Source organism: Kitasatospora sp. NPDC098663, assembly GCF_044760075.1.
Lineage (GTDB): Bacteria > Actinomycetota > Actinomycetes > Streptomycetales > Streptomycetaceae > Kitasatospora.
The window spans coordinates 62,670-84,427 of sequence record NZ_JBIWAP010000031.1; the positions used below are offsets into that span (position 1 = coordinate 62,670).

At 70.5% G+C, this 21,758-nt stretch carries 21 protein-coding genes and 5 pseudogenes; 15 read left to right on the forward strand and 11 right to left on the reverse strand.

What is annotated here, in order from left to right; genetic code table 11:
• Positions 1-10: 10 nt before the first annotated feature.
• The 3 genes from ACIQVZ_RS29075 to ACIQVZ_RS29085 all read right to left on the reverse strand — a co-directional run bounded on the left by ACIQVZ_RS29075 (position 11) and on the right by ACIQVZ_RS29085 (position 1,891).
• Entirely contained in the window at positions 11-766 is a 756-nt protein-coding gene (locus ACIQVZ_RS29075) for a chitinase (RefSeq protein WP_402453933.1), read from the reverse strand.
• A 142-nt stretch (positions 767-908) separates the two neighbouring features.
• Complete coding sequence (locus ACIQVZ_RS29080; protein ID WP_402453935.1) at positions 909-1,241, reverse strand: hypothetical protein; 333 nt, start codon at positions 1,239-1,241, stop codon at positions 909-911.
• Positions 1,238-1,891 (reverse strand): hypothetical protein, encoded by a 654-nt coding sequence (locus tag ACIQVZ_RS29085; RefSeq protein ID WP_402453937.1) that lies wholly within the window; start codon positions 1,889-1,891, stop codon positions 1,238-1,240. The genes ACIQVZ_RS29080 and ACIQVZ_RS29085 overlap by 4 nt, the downstream gene beginning before the upstream one ends.
• 92 nt (positions 1,892-1,983) lie before the next feature.
• Here ACIQVZ_RS29085 and ACIQVZ_RS29090 point away from each other — a divergent pair, with 92 nt between their 5' ends.
• The 4 genes from ACIQVZ_RS29090 (at position 1,984) to ACIQVZ_RS29105 (ending at position 5,247) form a co-directional block, all read left to right on the forward strand.
• Positions 1,984-2,646 (forward strand): DUF1254 domain-containing protein, encoded by a 663-nt coding sequence (locus ACIQVZ_RS29090; protein ID WP_402453940.1) that lies wholly within the window; start codon positions 1,984-1,986, stop codon positions 2,644-2,646.
• A 231-nt stretch (positions 2,647-2,877) separates the two neighbouring features.
• Positions 2,878-3,507 carry a hypothetical protein gene (locus ACIQVZ_RS29095; protein ID WP_402453942.1) on the forward strand — a complete coding sequence of 210 codons (630 nt, stop codon included), beginning with the start codon at positions 2,878-2,880 and terminating at the stop codon, positions 3,505-3,507.
• Between the two features lie 19 nt (positions 3,508-3,526).
• Positions 3,527-4,966 (forward strand): hypothetical protein, encoded by a 1,440-nt coding sequence (locus tag ACIQVZ_RS29100; protein WP_402453945.1) that lies wholly within the window; start codon positions 3,527-3,529, stop codon positions 4,964-4,966.
• A 107-nt stretch (positions 4,967-5,073) separates the two neighbouring features.
• Positions 5,074-5,247: a hypothetical protein gene (locus ACIQVZ_RS29105; RefSeq protein WP_402453946.1), complete on the forward strand. Its 174-nt coding sequence runs from the start codon at positions 5,074-5,076 to the stop codon at positions 5,245-5,247.
• A 791-nt stretch (positions 5,248-6,038) separates the two neighbouring features.
• Here the strand turns inward: ACIQVZ_RS29105 and ACIQVZ_RS29110 are convergent.
• The gene (locus ACIQVZ_RS29110) at positions 6,039-6,461 is read right to left on the reverse strand and encodes a hypothetical protein (RefSeq protein ID WP_402453948.1); all 423 of its coding nucleotides are present in this window, start codon (positions 6,459-6,461) and stop codon (positions 6,039-6,041) included.
• Positions 6,462-7,034: 573 nt separating this feature from the next.
• Here ACIQVZ_RS29110 and ACIQVZ_RS29115 point away from each other — a divergent pair.
• Both ACIQVZ_RS29115 and ACIQVZ_RS29120 read left to right on the forward strand, forming a co-directional pair.
• The gene (locus ACIQVZ_RS29115; RefSeq protein ID WP_402453950.1) at positions 7,035-7,946 is read left to right on the forward strand and encodes an aminoglycoside phosphotransferase family protein; all 912 of its coding nucleotides are present in this window, start codon (positions 7,035-7,037) and stop codon (positions 7,944-7,946) included.
• A gap of 573 nt (positions 7,947-8,519) precedes the next feature.
• On the forward strand, positions 8,520-8,756 hold the full coding sequence (locus ACIQVZ_RS29120; protein ID WP_402453952.1) for a hypothetical protein: 237 nt from the start codon (positions 8,520-8,522) through the stop codon (positions 8,754-8,756).
• On the opposite strand, the gene ACIQVZ_RS29125 is transcribed toward ACIQVZ_RS29120, so the two are convergent.
• Positions 8,743-9,354, reverse strand: coding sequence for a TetR/AcrR family transcriptional regulator (locus tag ACIQVZ_RS29125; RefSeq protein ID WP_402453954.1), 612 nt, complete (start codon positions 9,352-9,354; stop codon positions 8,743-8,745). The genes ACIQVZ_RS29120 and ACIQVZ_RS29125 overlap by 14 nt on opposite strands.
• Before the next feature lie 138 nt (positions 9,355-9,492).
• Between ACIQVZ_RS29125 and ACIQVZ_RS29130 the strand changes: the two genes are divergently transcribed.
• The 4 genes and pseudogenes from ACIQVZ_RS29130 to ACIQVZ_RS29145 all read left to right on the forward strand — a co-directional run.
• Positions 9,493-10,284, forward strand: a complete 792-nt coding sequence (locus tag ACIQVZ_RS29130; protein WP_402453956.1) for a cyclase family protein — start codon at positions 9,493-9,495, stop codon at positions 10,282-10,284.
• Positions 10,285-10,810: 526 nt separating this feature from the next.
• Entirely contained in the window at positions 10,811-11,299 is a 489-nt protein-coding gene (locus ACIQVZ_RS29135; protein ID WP_402453959.1) for a fumarylacetoacetate hydrolase family protein, read from the forward strand.
• Positions 11,296-12,519, forward strand: coding sequence for a thiolase family protein (locus ACIQVZ_RS29140; protein WP_402453961.1), 1,224 nt, complete (start codon positions 11,296-11,298; stop codon positions 12,517-12,519). The genes ACIQVZ_RS29135 and ACIQVZ_RS29140 overlap by 4 nt, the downstream gene beginning before the upstream one ends.
• Positions 12,516-13,424, forward strand: a pseudogene (locus ACIQVZ_RS29145) (AMP-binding protein); the annotation flags it as partial. The gene ACIQVZ_RS29140 and the pseudogene ACIQVZ_RS29145, both read left to right, overlap by 4 nt.
• A 300-nt stretch (positions 13,425-13,724) precedes the next feature.
• Here ACIQVZ_RS29145 and ACIQVZ_RS29150 read toward each other — a convergent pair.
• Complete coding sequence (locus ACIQVZ_RS29150) at positions 13,725-14,558, reverse strand: TetR/AcrR family transcriptional regulator (RefSeq protein WP_350878552.1); 834 nt, start codon at positions 14,556-14,558, stop codon at positions 13,725-13,727.
• 211 nt (positions 14,559-14,769) lie between these two features.
• On the opposite strand from ACIQVZ_RS29150, the gene ACIQVZ_RS29155 reads away from it, so the two are divergent.
• The gene (locus tag ACIQVZ_RS29155; RefSeq protein WP_402453965.1) at positions 14,770-16,368 is read left to right on the forward strand and encodes an MFS transporter; all 1,599 of its coding nucleotides are present in this window, start codon (positions 14,770-14,772) and stop codon (positions 16,366-16,368) included.
• A gap of 136 nt (positions 16,369-16,504) precedes the next feature.
• Positions 16,505-16,855: a DUF3703 domain-containing protein gene (locus ACIQVZ_RS29160; RefSeq protein WP_350878766.1), complete on the forward strand. Its 351-nt coding sequence runs from the start codon at positions 16,505-16,507 to the stop codon at positions 16,853-16,855.
• Between the two features lie 360 nt (positions 16,856-17,215).
• Here ACIQVZ_RS29160 and ACIQVZ_RS29165 read toward each other — a convergent pair.
• A pseudogene (locus tag ACIQVZ_RS29165) lies at positions 17,216-17,356 on the reverse strand (IS982 family transposase); the annotation flags it as partial.
• A pseudogene (locus ACIQVZ_RS29170) lies at positions 17,350-17,844 on the reverse strand (transposase); the annotation flags it as partial. The pseudogenes ACIQVZ_RS29170 and ACIQVZ_RS29165, both read right to left, overlap by 7 nt.
• A gap of 46 nt (positions 17,845-17,890) precedes the next feature.
• On the opposite strand from ACIQVZ_RS29170, the gene ACIQVZ_RS29175 reads away from it, so the two are divergent.
• The 3 genes and pseudogenes from ACIQVZ_RS29175 (at position 17,891) to ACIQVZ_RS29185 (ending at position 19,274) form a co-directional block, all read left to right on the forward strand.
• Positions 17,891-18,046: a hypothetical protein gene (locus ACIQVZ_RS29175; RefSeq protein WP_402454024.1), complete on the forward strand. Its 156-nt coding sequence runs from the start codon at positions 17,891-17,893 to the stop codon at positions 18,044-18,046.
• A gap of 130 nt (positions 18,047-18,176) precedes the next feature.
• Positions 18,177-18,906, forward strand: a pseudogene (locus ACIQVZ_RS29180) (transposase); the annotation flags it as partial.
• Positions 18,907-19,088: 182 nt separating this feature from the next.
• Positions 19,089-19,274 carry a hypothetical protein gene (locus ACIQVZ_RS29185; protein WP_402453967.1) on the forward strand — a complete coding sequence of 62 codons (186 nt, stop codon included), beginning with the start codon at positions 19,089-19,091 and terminating at the stop codon, positions 19,272-19,274.
• Between the two features lie 466 nt (positions 19,275-19,740).
• On the opposite strand, the gene ACIQVZ_RS29190 is transcribed toward ACIQVZ_RS29185, so the two are convergent.
• From ACIQVZ_RS29190 to ACIQVZ_RS29200, 3 genes and pseudogenes are all read right to left on the reverse strand, one after another.
• Positions 19,741-20,271, reverse strand: a complete 531-nt coding sequence (locus tag ACIQVZ_RS29190; protein WP_402453969.1) for a hypothetical protein — start codon at positions 20,269-20,271, stop codon at positions 19,741-19,743.
• Positions 20,272-20,460: 189 nt separating this feature from the next.
• Positions 20,461-20,805, reverse strand: a pseudogene (locus ACIQVZ_RS29195) (toxin glutamine deamidase domain-containing protein); the annotation flags it as partial.
• A 70-nt stretch (positions 20,806-20,875) separates the two neighbouring features.
• A partial coding sequence (locus ACIQVZ_RS29200) for an NAD(P)-dependent alcohol dehydrogenase (protein ID WP_402453971.1) occupies positions 20,876-21,758 on the reverse strand: 883 nt, incomplete at its 5' end.

The following is a 21,758-nucleotide window of genomic DNA, read 5'->3' on the forward strand; positions in this document are numbered from 1 at the left end:
TCCGTTCCGCTCAGCAGGTCAGGTTGGTGCCGGGGGAGGTGCCGAGGACGTGTGCGAACCGCTGGTACGGGTTGACCCTGTCCTGGGTTTCGGCGGTGTTCCTGGCGTCGCATTCCACGGCGCCGTTGATGCTGCGGATCGTGTGGCCGAATCCGGCCCCGGTGACGATCGCGTGGTGGGCCGTCGTGGAGCCGGGGCCGCACTGGGTGTTCCGGTACCAGAGCGCGCTCTTCCCTGCGATCCGGGGGTTGGTCCGGAGCAGGTCGACGTGGTGGAGCAGGTCGATGTGCAGGGCGTCCCCGGCCGCTTTGTCGTTGGGGTTCCAGCTGAGTTGGAGCGGTCCTCGTCCGTGGTAGGCCGCGCGTCCGGCCGGACACCCGTAGGGGCAGGTGGTGTCGCGGTACGTCGGGTAGTTGTCGGTGTTCTGCTCCACGACGTGGCGCAGGCCGCCGGTCTCGTGGCTGGCGTTCGCCAGGAGGGCCGCGGTCTCCCGCCGCTTGAGCGCGTCGTACCCGGTGTGCGCGAAGCCGGGGTAGGCGCTCAGCGTGCCGACCAGTGCGTCGTGAGTGTGGAACCGGTTCCTGTTCGGGATCATCCGGTCGAACTGGGCCTTGTCCATGACGAAGCCGGCCCGGGCCGCTGCCGCCGTCGCGGGTGCGGGTACCGCTGTCGGCAGGCCGGTGGCGCGGGCGCAGGTGGGCAGGGCGGGAGCCGATACCGCCGCCGCCGCGGCGGCGATCCTCGGGGCTGTGCGTTGAAGGGACACGCGGGGCCTTCCTCCCGTTGCGCGATGCGGGACATCGGGTCCGCCGGTCTTCTGCTTCCACCGGCGGGTGCGGTCGGGTCGTTCGGGCCGGCCCGGCCGTTCGGGTCGTTGGGGTCGGCCTGGTCGGCGCCGCGGTGGTGGTTCAGCCGCAGGTCTTGTCCGGGTGGTCGTGGGTGATGGCGCAGATCATCGCCTGTGCCCGGCCGTTGCCGGGGTACCTGCGCTGGAGTTCGTCCTTGAACTCCTTCCACTGGCGGGCGATGTCCTTGACGGCGAGGTCGTAGGCGCGGTCGAAGTTGTGGCCGACGGCCGAGCGGGGGCTGTCCTTGGTGTCCTTGTTCAGGACCCCGTCGTGGGTGACGCGGGTCGCGCAGTTGGAGACCGTCCCGGTGTGGTCGCGGTCCGGGTAGCAGCCCGTCGCCAGGTCGTGGGGGATGTGGCCGGTGGCGTCCTTGACCCAGTCCGCCCTGCTCATGGAGCTGTAGCGGGCGATGAGAAGAACGCGGGCAGGTCGGTCCTTCCCAGTCCTGGGGGGCTCTTGACGCCGATGGCTCCGGGGGCGGCCTGGTCGGCCCAGTTGCTGTGGGCGTAGAAGTCCTCGATCTGGTGCCAGCCGCGGCCCAGGTCCTCCAGCACCTCGCACTTCGCCCGTCCCGGTTGGTCGTTCCACGAGCAGGCCGGGGAGATGGAGGTCTGGGCGGCGATGACGTGCCCGTTCGCGTCGACCAGCCGGTCCGCGGCGGCGAGGGCCCTCCTGACGTGGTCGACGGAGCTCTCGACGCAGTCGATGATCTCGGCGTCGGCCTGCGCGCGGGTGCGGGGGTAGCGGCTGTCGTAGCGGGGGTCGAGGTAGTCGGCGTTGTCGCAGTGGAGCTTGCCGATGCCGAAGTACTGGTCGTGGTCGTTGGCGACGATCGCGCCCGAGTTCCCGTCCGCCATCGCCGTCAGCGAGTTCGGGTGCCAGCCCCCGGCTCCCAGGGCGGCCCGGGTGATCTTCTCGTGGTTGCCCCCGCTGAAGGCGTGCGCCGGTGTCGCGGCACCGAGGGCGGCGGCACACGCCATCGCGGCGCCCGCGGCGCCGCAAGCGCGCAGGCGCCGCCGGCGGGAGACGGAGAGGGGATTCATGAGGCCTCCAGTCGCACGAGGGACGTCTTCGGCAGGTGTGTGTGCGTCCGGGCACGGAGTCCCGTCCGTACGGCGCAGGCCATGGCGGACCCATGGCGGCACTTGGTGACGAACCGTCACCAAGCCTGCACCCGTACGTTAGTCGCCGCGCTCACGAACCGACAGACCGTCAGATCATCTACACCCTAAGGGCCTTAGGCCACGCACTGCGGCGTCCCCGTACCAATACCGGCTGGATCATCGGCCGCATCGAGGTGAAGAACGACGCCGACGTGGCCAATGTCCAGGACTTGCAGAAGCAGCTCGGCCTCGTCCCCCTCAGTGCCTGGGGCAGCGGCACGTACACCCCGCCCGACGGCACCGTCGACCCCTCCGTCGACATGGTCACCGCGCCCCCGCAGCAGGTCGCCGAGCTCAGCGGGCGCGACTTCCTCAACCGGCTGTGCTCCCTGCTCGTCGACAACCCGACGACGCCCGACGACGCCCCCGCGATGGCCGAGTTCGCCACCATAGGCATCGTCCCGGGAGGAAACGTCGACACGCTGTCCGACGCGGACCTGGACGCCGCCGTCACCACGGCCCAGAGCCGCATCCAGAACCACCCCGGCCCCGCCCCCGTCAACGGCTGGCAGTTCGCCCCTACGGACATCGGCACCTACGGCACCGACTACGAGCAGCGCGCCCACATCGCCATGACCGGCCTGGGCGCCGTCTCGACCGGGCAGGGTTCCCGCTGCTGTCACTCGTTCGTGTGACGTGTGATTCAGACATTCTGATGCCGGGTGATGTGGTGTGCTGTGTTCGCCGCGGGCCTGGTGATCTCGGCGGCCGATTGTTCGGATAGTGCGATTGATCTGAGGGGGTGGCCGGAATTGGATCTTGTTGCGTGGTGGGGGTGTGCGCAGGATGACGCGCCGGGGCACCGCCCGGCAGGGCCCGGGCGGTGCCCCCTTGATGTGTCGTCGAATGAAGAGGGGCGCCCCCTGATGGCCGATGCCAGGATCGACCTGCCGCTGAGTTTCGAGGTCCCGGAGGCCTTCACCGACATCGACTTCTCCATATCGGCGGAGGAGAACACCAACAAGCTGATCGAGCGGCTGAACATGGTCGACCCGAAGCCCTCGCAGGAGGACATCGGCTACGCGGTCATCACCCAGCAGTCGATGTACGAGCTGCTGTCGGCCGCGGGCGCCGTCTACGCGGGCACGCTGCTCTACGGCCCGTCGAAGGAGAACCCCAAGGCGAAGCTGGCGTCCGCGATCCTGACGGTCACCGCCCGCCCCAGCGAACTCGCCAACGAACAGACCGTGCACCGTCTCGCCCGCACCATGGGCGCCATCTACCCGAACGCCGAGGTCGGCGTCGTGCGCCTCGAAGCCGGCCCCGCGGTACTGCTCACCGAGGAGCGCAAGGTCGAGCGCCCGGTCAACCTCCTCGGCGACGGCGGTGGCCCGACCATCGTGCGCCAGCTGCACACCTTCGTGCCGATCCCCGGCCGCCTCGCGATGGCCGACTTCGCCATCGCCACCGAGAACCTCGCCGAGTGGGACTCCTGCGTGGAGATCCTCGCCGAGGTCTGCCGCACCATCACCTTCGACACCGCCGCCGCGGCCTGACCGGGAGAGGGGACACCCCATGAAGATCGAGTACGGCCTCAGCGCCGGACTGCCCACCCTGGGCTTCGATGCCGGCAACGACAAGATCGTGTGCAACGTCCAGTACGAACTCCACTACTACACCACCAACTCCAAGGACGCGATGAAGATCTGGGGGTGGGACCCGGCCGCGCTGCGCCCCGAAGACCACTACCGGATCGACCAGCTCCTGCGCATGTACGTCTTCCAGCGCGACCAGGTGATCAACGCGCTCTACCGCCTGGAACAGAAGACCAGGGCCTACGAGTACTCCAGCGAGGAGAACCGGCAGACGCTGGCCGACTTCAAGCAGCTCCTGCGGAAGAAGGTCACCGAGAGCGCCAAGGACCCCGACCCGTCGGCGATGACCGCCGAGGAGCTCAAGGAGTTCGAAGCCGACCCCATGACCTTCCTGAACGGGCGGCGCGCCGCCGGGACGTACACCGGCTTTCCCTCGTACCAGGGCGTGATCGCCTTCCAACACCCCTCCGTCGCCCGCTACCTCGGCCCGGTGCCGTCCCTGGCCATGGGCGGGTACTCGGGCGAGGGCGTGTACTTCCGCCTCACCGACCGCGGTTACCCCAGGGACTGGATCAAGGACGACCGCCTCTACGACCTGGTCGACATGGCGCTGGCCCTGCAGGCCGAGCTCCAGCTGCAGTGCCTGCTCACCGACCGCGAGTTCACACGCGTCATCGAGACCCGCGGCCGAGAGTTCGAGTACCTGAAGGCCGAGGCCGCCCGCAAGGCAGCGGAGGCGCAGGGCAGCAGCTTCTGGTCCCTCTTCGGGGACATCCTCGGCATCGTGTCCGCCGTCGCCGGCGTCCTCGCGCTGATCCCGGTCCTTACGCCGATCGCCGGCCCGGTCGCGGCAGTCACCGCGATCGGCGCGCTCGGCGCCCACACCGTGGACGCCGCGATCAAGGGAGACTGGGACGCCGCCACGTTCGTCGGGCTCGGTGCCGACGCGCTCGCCGCCCTGCCCGGCGTCGGCGCGGTCGCCAAGAGCCTCAAGGCGGGCCGGGCCGTCACCAAGACGATCGGTGCCGGCGCCAAGGCCAGCTACAAGGCCAGCGTCGGCGTCCGCAGGGCCGGCCTCACCTTCCTCGCCGAGACCGGCGGCTCCGGGGCCTCGGACGCGACCAAGGTCTTCAGCTACCTCGGCACCAAGGGCGCCAAAGCTGTCGGCGCCTCGGAGAAGGCGGGCAAGCTCACCGGCAAGGTCCTCCAGGGCTCCGTCAACCTCTCCACCCAGATCCCGCTGGTCGTCGAGATGTCCACCGGCGCGGACATGAGCCAGGAGAAGAACGTGGCCGGCGGCGCCGCGCTGACCGCCAACTACGGCCAGACCATCGGCAGCTGGGGCATCGTCGGGGACGCCGCACAGAAGGCCGGCACCGTCTCCCTCGCGACATTCGCCAAGATCATAGGCCGCCGCTGACCAACCCACGCGCGCGGTGGCACGCCGACCGCGCACACCCCGCCGCCCGAACACCCGGGCGGCGGGCCAGGCCCCCCGAACCACCGCAGCACCAGGAGACAGCCACCGTGGAACCCGGAGACCGCCGCCCCGCCCGCACCGCACTCCTCAAGGCCGCCGCCGCCAGCCTGGGCGCGGCATTCTTCATCCTCGCCATCGCCCGGCCCGCCCCCTGGGCCTACGCCATCGGCGCGCTGCTCCTCGCCGGCTCCGTCGTCGTGGGCCGACGGCCGCGCCCCTGACACCGAGCAACGGCTGCGGCGTCCGGGCCGACGCGAGCCCGCTGACGCTCCTGCCCGACGCAGACCTCACCTGTGGTGAGCTTGTCCCGGCGGGTTTTCTGGCTGTTCAGCCAGGACCCGAGGGAGACCCCGCTCTCCTCGCGCTCAACCTGACAAAGCCGCCCCGGCAGAGAACCCATCTCACCGGGGGGCTTGTTCGCTGCTCCGGTCTGCCATCGGTGACCGCGCTGGCTGCCGTGGGCCGGCCCGGTAGGGACGCAGGACAGTCGTGCGCGGGTGGATCACCTCACGATCACCCGCCCCCCCAGGCCGCCGGTACCAACGGCCTTCAAGCCCCGCCCGGCACCACCGGACCGGAAATTCTTCGGCGCACTCCCGCTCGGGTAACCCCCCGAAGCCATCCACGACAGGAAGATCTCCCGTTTCCCGCGCCGCGCCATCGGGACCGCCCTGCGCCGCGTGGCCTGCCCGGCTGCGCCCCACCCGACCGGGCCTCGCCCCCACAGCCCTCCCACCGTCCCCGGCCGCGCCCCGTCGTTGTGGCAGGCGTCGGCCGTCCCGTTCTGCTGCGCCCCGGGGATGACGCCGTTGCGAGCGCTGCTCTCTTCGGCGCCGCCGCCCGTGGCCTGTTGTCGGGGTTGTCTTGTCGGTCGTCGTCACCGCCCTGGCTTCGCCGCCTGTCGTCGGGGTCGCGTCCTCGCCGCCTCCTTTCCTCGCGGGCCGGGTTGACGGTCCATTACCGGGTGGCGGGTTGCCGGTCCGTCTGGCGGCGGGGCGGGTTGTTGGCGTGGTCAGGGGCTTGGGGAAGCGGGGTCCCGCCGGGGTGGAAGGCTGGGACGGCCTCGGGGCGCGGTGTCGGCGAGGTGGCGGTGGGCGGCGTGGAGGTGTTCGGCGGCCTGGCGCAGGTGGTGGCAGGCCATGGAGGGAGAGACCGCGTTGTAGGGGCGGAGCCATCGTTCGGCGGCCTGGACGAGGGCGAGGGCGGCGGTCAGGGCCTGGTGGGCCGGCCGCATCGACGGGATCTCGGCGACTTCGTCCACGGTCCGGGAGAGCAGGACGGCGAGGTCCTCGGTGTCGGGCCACGCGCCGTCGGTGAAGTCGTGGCCCCACCAGGCCAGTCGGGCCGCGCATATCCCGACCCAGGCCTCCAGCCGGTCTTCCCAGGACGGCGGCCTGGCGGGCGGGGGCGGGGGCGGGTTCGCAATGATCGGCACCCGAACATGATCCGCCCACGGGCCACGGTCGCGTGGCCGTTTCACCGGAACCTGTTGACGACCTGTTGCACAACCCGGGCCCGGCGGCCGCCCACCCAGGCCGTGAGACGGTCGGAGACTGCTTCCCGGGTGCAGGGTGCAGGGTGCAGGGACGGCCAGGGAGCGCTTCCCGGCAGCCGCCCGCGCGGGCCGCACAACGGCCAGCGTCAAGTGTTCTGTCCCATGAGGCCACGGATACGGCCGACGGGCGGCACAAGCACCTCCGCACAGGCACACCCGTCCTGGATTCGTACGGGAGTTCTCCGGCCCTCGGGGTGAACTGACCTGACAGGCAAGGGCATCCGATGCATAAGATCTCCTGTCGACCCGACCGTCCCTGTGGACGCACCGCACCGAACTGCGCCTCGCCTTGCCGATAGCCGCGCCGCACCCGCACCGCACCGCACCGCGCCGCACCGCACCGCGCCGCACCGCACCGCGCCACACCGCACCCGCGCCGCACCGATCAGCGGAGAACGGGCCCGACAACGAGGCCTGGACCAGACCGCAACGGAGACGCCGGATGGAGACACCGTGACTTCCGCAAGCCCACAACAACACCGCCTGACGCAGGTACCCGAGTCCCTTCGGGCCTTCGGCCGCTGGCAACACGAGGGCGAAGCGGGCCACCGGTGGCTGACGGCCCTGCCGGACACCGTCGCCCAATGGTGCGACCACTGGAACCTGAAGCCCGACGGGCCACCCATGCACGGCTACAACAGCCTCGTCGTGCCGGTCCGCCGGGACAGCGAGCCACTGGCACTGAAAGTCACGTGGCCCGACCAGCAGATGCAGGAACAGGCACTCGCCCTGCGCCTGTGGAACGGCCACGGCGCGGTCCGCCTGCTCGACACCGACACCACGGCGGGCGTCATGCTGCTGCAACGCCTCGACCACACCCGTCCACTGCGCGACGTGCCACTGACCCAGGCCGTCCCCGTGATCGGGACACTGCTACGGCAACTGGCCATCGAGCCACCCCACAGCCTGCGCACGACCGCAGACATCGCCGCAGTCCACCGACGGGAACTCCCCGCCCAGTGGGAGGAACTCGGCCGCCCGATACCCCGACACACCCTCCACCACGCACTGGACCTGGCCGAGGAACTGTCCCGCGACGACTACACCGTCCTGGTCAACAACGACCTCCACTACGACCAGGTCCTGCGCACCCCCGACGGACACTGGTCCGTCGTCGACCCGCTGATCGTACGCGGCGTCCTCGAATACCAGGTCGCACCCCTGCTGTGGAGCCGGTTCGACGAACTCGGCCCCTCCCGCGTCCAATGGGCCATCGACGCCCTGACCGACGCCGCGGACCTCGACCCCGACCGCGCCCGCACATGGGCACTACTGCGAGCCGTCGAGTACTGGATATGGGGCCTACGCGCCGGCTTCACCGAGGACCCGGCGCGCTGCGCCCAGATCGTGGAAGCACTCACCTGACCCCCGCCCCGCCCCGCGGAACGGCCGGCGCCGACCCAGACCGGCCACCGTCGACCCCGAAGACCTACCGGACGGACCCACCGGACGGACCCACCGGAATCCGGGCGCAGCGGGTTTACACAGACGGATCGGAGTGAGAAGCGGACCAGTGGTCGAAAGCGCGGTCCGGACGGCGGACATCCCCTCTTCACCGTCCGGACCCGTGCCACCGCAGCCATCCGCCGGGCCACCGGCCCGCCCCGCGACCATGACCAGTCGCACCACTCTCCCCCGTATCACCGCGCCACGAGACCGCACCCTGCGACACCGCCCCACATGCGCCACCAGCCGCATCCGTTTGTTGCTGAAGATATCCACGACTTCGCCTCCGCAGGACCGGACCGACTGCCGCTCAGCCGCACGGATGATCCGGTGGACACGCCACCCGCCCTGTACCGACCGAACGCCGACGCCTGTGCGGTGTCTGGACGGCGGAGGCCGCCACCGCGGTGTCCCCGGTGGCGGTCCCCGGTGGCGGTCCCCGGTGTTGGGCTGGGGTCAGCGGAGCCGGAAGGACAAACGCGGCACGTCCACGTGCACGTCGACCCGGCGCAGCGGCTCCGCACCTGCGACGACATGGTGGACGTCGCCGCCGGTCATCGGACGATGACCCCGCTGATCTCGTTCACCGTCGGCCAGTTGACGCCGGGCACCGGCCACCCGCTGACCATGACCAGCCTGTCGGCCCGCCCCTACCCGGTCGATTCAGGCAGTGGCACGATGGCTCCGTTCTGCACCGCCGACACCGCCGGCAAGGTCACCCGCGCCTGACGGTTTCGAGCGGCACGGCACCGGACAGCGCGTCGGTGTAGATGCCGGTCATCGCCGTCACTGCCCGCCGGCGGTCCAGGTCCGGGTCCAGGCGGTGCTGGATATTGATGCCGAGGGTGCCGCCGAGCAGGGCCGCCGCGACGGCCTCCGGGTCGGCGACGCGCGCGCCGCTCGCGCGCAGGTGGTCGGCGTACAGGCCGCGGATCCTGGCGTACTGCTCGGCGTACGTCGCGCGCAGGGCCGATTCGCGGCTCACCGCCTCGATCAGGAGCGTCGAGAAGATGTGCGCCTCGGGCCGGGACATCAGCGCGAAGTTCGCCTCGATCAGCACCTCGATCCCGGCGTCCGGCCCGGCCGCGGCGAGGCGTTCGCGGATGAAGTCCGCGCCCCACCGGAACGCTTCCTCGACCACCGCTTTCAGCAGCCCGTCCTTCGAGCCGAAGTGCCAGGCGACGGAGCCCCGGCTGATGCCCGAGCGCTCCGCCACGGCCTGGACGGAGGCCGCGGCGGCCCCGCCCTCGGCGGCGAGTTCCCATGCGGCGGCCACCAGCCGGCGCTGGGTCTCGGCGGAGATCTCCTGCTTGCGGGTCGCGCCCACGCGGTGTCCTTCCCGATGTCGCGGCCGCCTGGCGCGGCCGATCCTGTCCCGCCGACCGGCCGGAGCCGGGCGGCGGTCCCTTGCCTATGCTAACAGTCCGATTCTATGCTGAGCGTCCAATAACCAGGGAGGGCAACCATGGAACTGATCGACCTGACCAGGACGCTGGACCCCGTCGACCGCGAACTGCTCCCCGAACAGCTGCGCCCGCTCGCACCGGTGATCGCTCCCTCCGTGACGTACGCCCACCCGACCGGCGAGGGCCGCGAGCAGTTCGCCGCCGCCATGCACTGCGGCGTCGAGGACCTGCCGGACGGTGAGGGCTGGGGTTCGGAGCTGCTCACCGACTTCAACTCCCACCTCGGCACCCACGTCGACGCCCCGCTGCACTACGGCTCGACCTGCGAAGGCAGGCCGGCCCGCACGATCACCGACATCGCCCTGGACGAGCTGTGGTGCGAGGCCCTCGTCCTGGACCTGCGCGAGCACTGCGAGCCCGACGCCCCGATCACCGTCGAGGCCCTGGAGTCCGCCCTCGCCGCCAACGGCACCCCGGTCCCGGCCGGCGGCGCGGTCCTCCTGCGCACCGGACAGGAGCGGTACGGGCTGTCCGACCCGGAGTTCTTCCGCTACCCGGGGATGAGCCGCGAGTCGACGCTGTTCCTGGCCGACCTCGGGGCCAAGGTCCTCGGCACCGACGCCGCGGGCTGGGACCTGAGCTTCCCCGTCATGGCCGGCAGGTTCCGTGCCGGCGGCGACAACTCCGTGCTGTGGGACGGCCGCCGGGCCGGCCGCGAGCGGGAGGTCTTCATCGTCCAGCAGCTGACGAACCTCGCCGCGCTGCCCCCGTCGGGAATCCGGGTGGCGTTCTTCCCGATCAAGATCGCCCGCGCGAGCGCCGCCCCGGCCCGCGTCGTGGCGTTCGTCTGACCCCGCCCGCCGATGACCCCGCCCGCCGACCGACCCTCCCGAGAAGCCGACCGACCCCTCCGCGAGAAGAGGAACCGACCGTGAAACTCGCAACCGTGGAGCACGAGGGTGCCGAGCGCACCGCACTCGTCCTCGACCGGCAGGGCGAGCACCTGCTGCTGCTCGACCGCGCCCACCACCTGACCGACGGCGGGCACGCCCCCGCGCTGGCCACCATGCAGGCCGTCATCGACGGCGGCGAACCCGTGCGGCAGACCCTGGAGCGGCTCGCCGCACTGGCGCCGTCCGAAGCGGTCGTCGCCGCGGCTGAGGTGCGCTGGCTGTCCCCGCTGCCCAGGCCTGTGCAGATCCGGGACTTCGGCAGCTTCATGGGCCACTTCCGCAACGCCCGTTCCCGGATCCAGGGCATCCCGGCCGACCGGGTCGAGCTGCCCGCCGTCATGTTCGAACGGCCGCTCTACTACCTGGCCAACCGGCTCGTCGTGACCGGCCACGACAGCGACATCCACTGGCCCCGTACTCCTCCGTGCGGGACTACGAGCTGGAGTTCGCCTGCGTCCTGGGCCGCGGCGGCACCGACATCCCCGCGGCCGACGCCCAGGCGCACATCTTCGGCTACACGGTCTTCAACGACTTCAGCGCCCGCGACACCCAGCTGGAGGAGATCACCACCGGGCTGGGCCTGAGCAAGAGCAAGGACTTCACCGGCTCGAACGTCCTCGGCCCGTGGATCGTCACCGCCGACGAGGTCGGCGACCCGTACCGGCTCACCATGACCGCCCGCATCAACGGCGAGGAGGTCAGCCGGGGCACCTCTGCCGACATGCACCACAGCTTCGCCGACATGATCGCCTTCACCTCCCGGTCGACCCGGCTGCACCCGGGAGAGGTCCTGTGCTCGGGCACCGTGGCGACCGGCTGCGGACTGGAGCACGGCCGTTTCCTGGAACTCGGTGACACCGTCGAACTCGAGGTCCCCGGGCTGGGCGTGCTGCGCAACCGGGTGGTGTCATGAACCGCGAAGCACTCGTCCTCGGCGTCGGCTCCACCCGCTTCGGCCGCCTCGACCACAGCGCCGGCGACCTCGCCGGCCTCGCCGCGCACGAGGCGCTGCGCGACGCCGGGCTGACTCCGGCCGATGTCGGCGCCGTGTTCCACGCCACGGTCAGCCAGAAGGCGATCGACGGCCAGCACATGATCCCTGGCCAGGTCGCCCTGCGCCCTCATGGGTTCGCCGGCGTGCCCGTGGTGAACGTGGAGAACGCCTGCGCGGGCGGCGCGACCGCCCTGTGGCTGGCGATCGCCCACGTCCGGGCGGGCCTGTCCGACGTCGCCCTCGCCGTCGGCGTGGACAAGCTCGTCTGCGCCGACCCCGCCCAGGGGCTGGCGGTGTTCGACGGCGCCATGGACGTCGCCCACCGTGAGGAGACCCTCGCCGCGCTCGCCGCCCTGGCCGACCCGCTGCCGCCCGAACTCTCCGTGGACGGCGACCGGTCGGTGTTCATGGAGATCTACGCCTCCCTGGCCCGCGCCCACATGCGGCGCTTCGGCACCACCGAAGCCCACCTGGCCGCGGTCTCCGCGAAGAACCACGCCCACTCCGTCCACAACCCCCGGGCCCATTTCCGCCGGCCGTTCACCGCGGACGAGGTCCTGGCGGCCCGGCGGGTGGCGTGGCCGCTGACGGTGCCGATGTGCTCACCGGTCAGCGACGGGGCCGCCGCCGCCGTCGTGACGAGAGCCGACTTTCCCCACGACGAATCGGCCGTGGCGGTCCTGAGCAGTGCCCTGCTGTCGGGCACCGACCGGGCGGCGGACGACGCCGAACACCACATCGGCCGCCGCGCCGCGCTCGCCGCCTACGAGAAGGCCGGCCTCGGTCCCCAGGACGTCGACGTGGCGGAGGTCCACGACGCGACCGCCTTCGGCGAGATCCAGCAGGCGGAGAACCTGGGCTTCTGCCCGATCGGCGACGGCGGCCCGTGGTCGGCCTCGGGTGCGAGCGCACTCGGGGGCACCCTTCCGGTGAACCCGTCGGGAGGACTCGAATCGCGCGGCCACCCGGTGTCCGCCACCGGACTGGCCCAGGTCTTCGAACTGGTCACGCAGTTGCGCGGCCGGGCAGGCGGACGACAGGTCCCCGACGCGCGCATCGCCATCGCCGAGAACGGCGGCGGCCTCTACGGAATCGAGGAGGCGGTGGCCGCTGTGACCATCCTGGGGAGGACCCGATGAGACCCCGCTACGCGGACCTGATCCTCACCGCGCTGCGCAGACGGCCCGAGCGCACCGCCTTCCGCTTCACCGGCGACGACGGGACGAAGCGCACCTGGACCTACCGTGAGACCGCGGACCGGATCGAAGGCACCGCGGACGCGTTCGGACGACTGGGCCTGGCACCCGGTGACGGGATCGCCCTGCTGTGCGGCCCCGACCCGCGGGCGTTCACCGTCATGGCCGCCGCCTGCCTGGCCGGACTGCGTTACACCGCCCTGCACCCGCTGGCCACCGCCGACACCGACCGGACCGTCCTGCGCGACAGCGCCTCCGACCACCTCGTCGTGGACGACACCCGCTTCGCCTCCCGCGCCCGCCCCGACGGCACCCAGGCGACCACCCTCGCCGAACTCGACCGCCTCGCCGCCGACACGCCCCCCGACCCCGACGACCCGCGCGGCCCCGCCCTCTACCTCTTCTACACCGGCGGTACCACCGGCGAACCCAAGGGCGTGATGCCGCGCGACCGTTCCCTGCTCGCCAACGCCTGGGCCTGCTCCACCTGGGCCTGGCCCCCGGATACCCGTTTCCTGATCACCACCCCCATGTCGCACGCCGCCGGCCTCCTCGTCGCACCCGGCCTGCTGCACGGCGCCTGCTTCGAACTGCACCCCTCCTTCGACCCGGACCGCGTCATCGACGCGGTCGAACACGACGGCGTGAGCGCCACGTTCGTCGTCCCCACCATGCTCTACGCCCTGCTCGACCACCCCCGGCTCCCCACAGCGGACCTGTCGGGTCTGAACTGGGTCCTGTACGGCGCCGCACCGGCCGACCCCGCCCGGCTCGCCCAGGCCCGCCGGCTCCTCGGCCCCGTACTCAGCCAGCACTACGGCCAGGCCGAGGCCCCCAACGCACTGACCGTCCTGGAGCCGGCAGAGCACCGCGACGACCCGGCCTCTTGGGCAGCTGCGGCCGACCGATGCCCGGTGTGGAGATCACCCTGCGCGATCCGCACGGCCGGGAGGTGCCGGCCGGTGAGCCGGGCGAACTGTGCGCCCGGGGACCGGGCCTCCGGGGAGGACCGGAGCGGCCGGTAGCAGGACCAACCGGCCCGCACCCGCCGTACGCGAGGCTCACGGACGGCCGGTGGGCCGTGAGCGGGCGCGCCCGGACGGTCGCGGACTCCCGCCGGTACGGCGAAATCCGGAGCGGCCCGGGGCTCAGGCGTCGATGCCCTTTCGTGCGAGATCGGCTGCGATGCCGTCCAGAACGCCGGCCAGGCCCGAGGCGAACAGGGCGTCGAGGTCCCACGGGTCGGCGCCTGCGCGCATCGCACGGGCGAGCCGGGGGTACGCCCCGGGTTCGTACAGCGGGTCCTGCGCGCGGTCCGAGTCCTTTGCTCGCCGCGTCGCGCCGGTCCTCGACTGCCGCTCCGTCTCCAGATCGCTGACCAGGGTCACCGCTACGCCCTGCACGTAGGAGGCGAACATGAACATGTACCGGAAGGCGTCGGCGGGTTCGAGGTCGAGCCCGTCGAACGAGGAGAAGGCGCTTTCGCTGTCCGCGGCGAGGGCCGGGCTGAAGTAGGCGCGGGTCGTCACCATGACCCTCGGCAGGATCCACGGGTGACGGTGGTACAGCTCCCAGTCGCGGTCCGCGGCGCGTTCGAGGCCGTGCCGCCAGTTCCGCGGTGGCGATTCGGGCAGCGGCAGGTCGGCCATCGCGGCTTCCACCATCAGGGTTACCAGGTCGTCCTTGGACGCCACGTGCCGGTACAGGGACATCGTGCCGGTGCCCAGCTCCGCGGCGACACGGCGCATCGACAGCGCGTCGAGCCCCTCGGTGTCCGCGACGACGATCCCGGCCCGGACGATGCGCTCGACGGTGAGGTGCGGCGCGCCGTCGTCGGCCACCGGGACGTCGGCCGGGTCCTCCGCCCTGCGGGCCCGGTAGGCCCGCGCCTGGCACGCGCGGGAACAGTAGAGCCGGGGCCGCCCCCGGTCCGCGGGCTCCAGCCCCTTTCCGCAGGACGCGCACGCCGACTGCACGGACATCAACGGACTCCTTTTCGTCACACGCCAAGGTTGTGACGAAATCTTACCCCTGCAGTGCGGATGCGTGCGCATTTCAGGATGAATCTGCAGGTCAAATGTTGTTGTGTCATTTCAGCATGTGTGCGTACCCTGCACGTGTCGATGCGTACAAAGTACGCTCCCGGAGATGGTTACGTCCGCCCGGATCCCCACACACCGCTCAGGAGAGGGCATGACTGGAGAAGAGAAACGCGCCGGATCCAGGGAGTGGGCCGGCCTCGCCGTCCTGGTACTGCCCTGCGTCCTGGCATCCATGGACATGGCCGTCATGTTCATCACGCTCCCGTCCCTGGCGGCCGACCTCCGCCCAAGCGGTTCCGAGCAGCTCTGGATCATGGACGCCTACGGCTTCCTCCTCGCCGGCCTGCTCATCACGATGGGCACGCTCGGTGACCGCTTCGGGCGCCGACGGGTGCTGCTCACGGGCGCCACGGCCTTCGGCGCCGCCTCGGTCCTCGCGGCCTACTCGACCAGCCCCGGGACGCTCATCGCGGCCCGCGCCCTCCTGGGCATCGCCGGAGCCACGCTGGCACCGTCCACCCTCTCCCTGATCCGGAGCATGTTCCACGACGCCGCGCAGCGGGCTGCCGCGGTCGGCGTCTGGACGGCCGGCTTCGCGGGCGGCGCCGTCCTCGGTCCGATCATCGGCGGCCTGCTCCTGGAACACTTCTGGTGGGGATCGGTCTTCCTGATCAACGTGCCGGTGATGGTCCTGCTGCTGGTCCTCGGCCCGCTGCTGCTCACCGAAGACCGCGACCCCGAGCCGGGCCGCTTCGACCTGCTCGGCGCCGCCATGTCCCTCGTGGCCGTCCTCGGCGTCATCTACGGCGTCAAGGCCGTGGCGGAGCACGGGTTCGGGTGGATTCCCCTGACCTGCTGCGCCGTCGGCTTCGCTGTGGGAGCGGCGTTCCTCCGCCGCCAGAACCGGTCCGCGAACCCGATGATCGACATGGCTCTGTTCCGCAGCCGCCGGTTCAACGTGCCCCTGCTGATCGACGCGCTGGCGACGTTCGGGCTGGTCGGTTTCAGCCTGTTCAACTGGCAGTTCATGCAACTCGTCCTGGGAATGGGCCCGTTGGAGTCGGCCCTGTGGTCCTTGCCCACCTTCCTCGTGATGCCCGTGGGCATCGCGCTGGCCACCGCGCTCGCTCCGCGCATCGGCAAGCACAACGTGATCGCCGCCGGGCTGCTGGTGGCCACCGCCGGCTACGTCATGCTGGCCCTGCTCCAAGCCGGTTCGGGAGTCGTCCACCTCGTCAGCGGCATGACCGTCGTCTCGATCGGCATCGGCGCCGTCTCCGCGGTCGTCACCGAGGTGATCCTGTCCGCCGCACCACCGGAGCGGGCCGGAGCGGCCTCGGCCACGGCCGAGACCTCCGCCGAATTCGGCGGTGCGCTGGGCATCGCGCTCCTGGGCAGCATCGGCACCGCCGTCTACCGTTCGGAACTGGCGGCCAACGCCCCTGACGCCCTCACTCCCGGCCAACTGGAAGCGGCGCGGAGCACCCTGGGCGGCGCCGTCGAGACCGCCGCCACACTCCCGAGCGGCACCGCCGAGTCCCTGCGGCACGTGGCCTTCGACGCCTTCGCCCGGGAGGCCCGGATCGCCTCGGTGGTCAGCGCCGTCCTGATGGCGGGCGCGGCGGTCCTCATCGTCGCCGTGTTCCGAAGCTCCGACTCCGGGCTCGGGCCCGGAGCCTCCCGATCGGCGGCGGAGCCCCGACGAGGGGACCGTGCAGGGGACATGCGCAACCGAGCAACCTCGCCCTGATCGACGTGCCCATGCGCCGCACCGGCGCCCGCGGAGCCGTTCGCGGACCAAACCGCTCGGCACCGCCTCGCCGCATCCGGGTCTGAATCCATGAAATCCGAACCACTGGAGGTCTGTAGTGTCCCGCCGTGCTCCCATGCCGCCCGCCCTGCTCGAAGCATTCGATGCCGAGATGGCCGCGGCCCGGACCCCAGGACCCACGGCGCAGCGATGGAGGGCCGTGGAGCGTGCCCACATCCTGTCCCAGCCCTGGCCGTGGTCCCACACCCTCACCCACGGCGTGATGTTCCGCCTCGCCCTCCGCGACCGCGACGTGTGGGAGATGCTCGGCCAGCTGGGGCGCCTGGTCGTCGCCGCACCCGGTTCCGCGGCCGGGAACTACCCGGACGGCAACACCGGCCGCACCCGGGTCGGGCTGACCACCCACATGCCGATCCCGGACGATCTCGCGGCCCTGCTCCGCGACGCCGGCGCGCTGCGTGTGTAGGCCCGGCCGTCCGAGAACCTCCTCCCCCGTACCGCGTCGTGCCGGCGAGCTCCTCGAACCACCGTCCCAGCCCGGTGGGCCCGTTCCATCAGAACACCAGTCGACAGCGGAACCGGAGCCGCCGGCGACGCCGGCTGCCCCTCACACGTCCGTGAGGGGCAGCCGGCATCCTCGGCGGTCGGGTGAGTACGCGGGGCGGGGCGGGGCGGGTTCAGAGGTTCTGCCGACGCCAGTGCGGAACGCCGGAGTTCGGCGGCCGACTCGCGGGCGGGAGGTGCTTCGAGCCTGCCGTCAGCAACACGCGTGCGCTCCCACGGCCTGCGAGCGTGGTCCGTCCGCCTAGATGAGTGATGCGAAGGGTTAGTGGTCGTAGGCGGTCAGTGAGCGCATGACGGGCTGGCCGGTGTGGTCGTTGTGCCAGATCGCGCAGGTCAGCGCGAGGATGCGTTGCAGGACGCGAACCATCACGCCGCCCGGAGTGCGGCCCTGGTGGCGTTCGAGGCGGCCACGAGCACCGCGATCAGCAGACCGAGCACATCGGTGGCGATGCCGCGTTTGCGGCTGGGGCTTCTCTTGCCCGGGTCCAGACCGGTCGTGTCCCTGGGCGCCTTGACCGAGGCGCGCACGGTCTGGGTGTCGAGCAAGACCGGGCTGGGGCCCTCGTGCCGGCCCCGGCTCTCGCGGACCTGCCAGCGCAGCAGGTCGTGGATGGTCTGGTCGGTGCCGTCGTCGCGCCACTTGCCAAAGTAGTAGTAGACCGCGCTGGGCGGCGGGAGATCGTGTGGCAGGTACCGCCACTGGCAGCCGGTACGGGCCTGGTACAGGATGGCGTTCACGATCTCCCGCATGTCGTAGCGGCCCCGGTGCCCGCTGACCGACTGGTGCCGCCCCTTCCACGCTGTGATCACCGGCCGGATCAGCTCCCATGCCTCATTCGACTGGTCGCTCGGATAGGCTCTGCGCTCGCCCGTACCTACAGCAGAGCGCATCCCCGCCTAACGTCAACCACCCCTTCCGTGAAGGAACTTCAACACAATCGGACGAACCACCCACTCCCTCGCAGAACTCCCTCTCATGGCACGCAGAAAACGCAAGACGCTTATTGTCTGCGAAGAGTGCCACCAGGACATCCACGCGGGTCGAGCCACCTCCTCCACCCGGAGACGGTCTCCGGAGAGCGATGTGCGGTGAAAGCCGCATGCGTTGTTCAGCAAGGGGCCGTCGGAAAAGGACCCGCGCCACGGGCACCTCGCCGGCGGCCTACTTCACGCTGGTGCCACGCCAACGCGGCCGGGACAGCACGACCTCGTAAGGGACCAGCGTGATCGACACCGGCGATGTGGACGTCTTCCTCGGCTTGGACGTCGGCAAGGGAGAGCACCACGGAACCGCGGTGACTCGGCCGGCGAGCGGGTCTTCGGCATGCGGCTGCCGAACAGCGAACCCAAGATGCGGGCCGTGCTCGACAAGCTCACCGTCAAGCACGGCACCGCCCTGGTCGTTGTCGAGCAGCCCGCCTCCATCGGCGCCCTGCCGCTGGCTGCCGCGTCGCGTTGCCCGCTTGGCCTGACAATGCGCCGGATCGCCGGTTCGACGACGGCCTCGCCAGCGAAGCGACCCGCGTCGCCAACCGCCTACGCGGACTGCTCACCCAGATCCACCTGCACCTGGAGCACGTGCTGGGCCCCAGGGGCGACCACCCAGCGGTCCTGGCCCTTCTGGAACGGTTCGGCTCACCTGCCGCCCTGCACAAGGCCGGACGCCGCCGCCTTCTCGGCGTCGCCCGGCCCTTGACCCCGCGCACATTCGAACGCCTCTGCGAGGACATCCTCACCGCGCTCGACGAACAGACCGTGGTCGTCCCGGGCACCGAGGCGGCCGCGCTGATCGCGCCGAGCCCAGCCAGCTCCCTGCGGGCTGTCCTTGACCAGGGCCAGCTCCTGGAGAAGCGGATCCAGGAACTGCTGGACGAGCACCCGCTGTCGCAGATGCTGGCTTCCATGCCCGGCATCGGAACGCGGGCCGGTGCCTGCGTCCTGATCGACCCCGGGGGTTCTCCGCGATAAGGCGCTCCGCCTCTCAGCCGGGGCAGATGTGCAACACGCCCCCTCTCCCGGCGTCATTCACCCCGAGGCCTTCGCCGAGGCCTGCCGCCGAGCCGGTGCCGTCCAGTCGATGAGCGCGGGTCGGCTCCAGCGCGGACAATGCCGCCGCGAAGAGCTTCAACGCGACGATGAAACGCGAGACGCTCCAGGGCCGCAGAGGCTGGACCAGCGAATGCGAAGCCCGCCTCGAACTCTTCCGCTGGCTGTACCGCTACAACACCGTCTGCCGCCACTCCCGCCTCGGACACCGCAGCCCCATCGCCTACGAGACCGCACTCCACACAACATCAACTACACTCGCCCAAGCCGCATAACCCGTGTCCAACATCCGGGGTCAAGGCCCGCGGCCTTCTGGACCTCGTCCTGTTCCCAGCAGTCGTCGGGGTCCGGTGCCGTGTGCTGCTGCAACTGGTACAGCAGCCCCAGCCCGCTCAGCGCCCGCAGGAAGATGCCGAGGCCGCTGTCCGGCGATGCCCACTGTCCGAACTCCGCGCAGCGCGAGTTCGGCGGCGGCGGTCCGGTGCCACGTGGTGGTGATAGTGCAGGATCCGGTCCCTCCAACAGGTGGCGCAGCCTCGGGAAGCAGATGACACCAGCTACCCGGAGCAAGGCATGAGAACGGCGAGGCCGCCCCAGCCAGGGCGGCCTCGCCGATTCAGCCCGCGGTACGAAGGCGATCCCGCCGTCCGGTGACGAGGGCGCGCCACCGCTCCCAGACGGCCTGGTCGCCGCCGTACCAGTGGGCGCCGGAGGGAAGTGGAGTTCGCGCCGATGGGATCATCAAATATTTGGACCCGAAATTCTGTAGATCGGAAGCGGAGGATAGGGGTCAACCTTGCGAGTTCGTTGCACCAATTCTTCTGGCGGGCCGTCCCCACCTTGAATTGCAGAAACGTATGCTTTTGCTTCGGAAATGCTGAAAGAAGGTACACTCTTTCGCGCTAGGCGAATTGCTGCGAGCTGACCGTTCGCCTGGAGGGCGGCGCGAATCGAGTCAAGGATGGGGTCGGGAGGCTGCTCCCCCTTGAACTGCTGCCGATACATTGCTTGCCAGTCTGCAGTTCGAAAAGTTTCTCCCGGAATTTCATAGATGCTTCCATCTTTGCCGTCAACGAGATACGGTCCGCCGCCGACGAGAATGTTGTCAGAAATTGGATTCAATTTGTATTGCTCGGACTGCCAGGCCACTACCCATCCGACGGCGGTCTGATTGACGCCAATGATGGCAAGCTTTGGCAGCCCTGCTTTGCTCTGCCGCCTGACTAGCAGATCTTCAATCAACTTGACGGCTTGCTCCTTGCTTACATTCACTTTCGGCTCCGAATTTTCGCGAAGGGTTGCGGGCGTGCCGGGCGCAGCCTTTCTGGCAATCGCGATTCTACCGCGCAAGGCAATCGCCGGGCTAGATATGCAGCAACTGAAAAACCTTCGGAGCTCGGCGTGATAGCTCTGGATGGCCTCCCTGGCAAGGTTGGGGAGGCCATCCAGAAGGTGGTGGAGCTAGTGGGTCCGCATTATGAAGTAGTAGCGATAGCCCTCAGGTGCGGCGCGGCCGGTTTGTGCGTCAAGGAACACGACTGCACCGTTATCGTTGATTACATTGAAGTAGTGAGCATCGACACCCTTTGCCATATCCGCTGCCGAGGGCTGGCCCATGACGATCGCGCGAGAGCCATTTCCCCAGCCCTGCATGTCGCTCACGATTCCAGACAGGCCGCCCTTCTGGACAAAGGGTTGACTGGAGCCGGCCAGTGCCTGGAGCTCCGGGCGGAACAGTGGATTGTCTGCAGCAGGTACCGGCGAAGGATTCCTCCCTGCCAGCAACTGGTCAGTGGCTACAGAAACGGGTCCGCAGTTCCTCGTGCCACAACCGGGGAGAGTGCGGGTCCTCTCGCCGTTTCGATGTCCGCGGGGGTCAGCCGATGGTGGCGGTGTCGATGACGAAGCGGTAGCGGACGTCGGAGGCCAGGACGCGCTCGTAGGCGTCGTTGACCCGGTCCGCGGAGATCACCTCGACATCGGCGCCGATGCCGTGCTCGGCGCAGAAGTCGAGCATCTCCTGGGTCAGGGCGATGCCGCCGATCATTGATCCGGTCAGGACACGCCGGGCCCCGGTGAGGAGGAAGCCGTTGACGGACAACGGCGAGGGTGCGACGCCGACGTTGGCCAGGACGCCGTCGACGGTGAGCAGGCCGAGGTAGTCGTTGACGTCGAGGTCGGCGCTGACGGTGTTGACGATCAGGTTGAAGCGCCCGGCGAGCTCGGTGAAGGTGCCGGCGTCCGAGGTCGCGTGGTAGTGGTCGGCGCCGAGCCGGAAGCCGTCCTCCTGCTTCTTCAGCGACTGGGAGAGCACCGTGACCTCGGCGTCCATGGCGTGGGCGAGCTTGACGGCCATGTGGCCGAGGCCGCCGAGGCCAACGACCGCGACCTTCTTGCCGGGACCGGCTCCCCAGCGGCGCAGTGGGGCGTAGGTGGTGATGCCCGCGCACAGCAGCGGGGCCGCCGCGGCCGCGTCGAGGCTGTCGGGGACGGACAGCACGAAGCCGGCGTCGACGACGACGTGGGTGGAGTAGCCGCCCTGGGTGATGGTGCCGTCGCGGTCGGCGGAGGCGTAGGTGAAGACCGGTCCTTGCGTGCAGTACTGCTCGTCGCCGCCGAGGCAGTGGGCGCAGCGGCCGCAGGAGTTGACCATGCAGCCGACGCCGACGCCGACGCCGACGCCGACGCCGACGCCGACGCCGACGCCGACGCCGACGCCGACGCCGACGCCGACGCCGACGCCGACGCCGACGCCGACG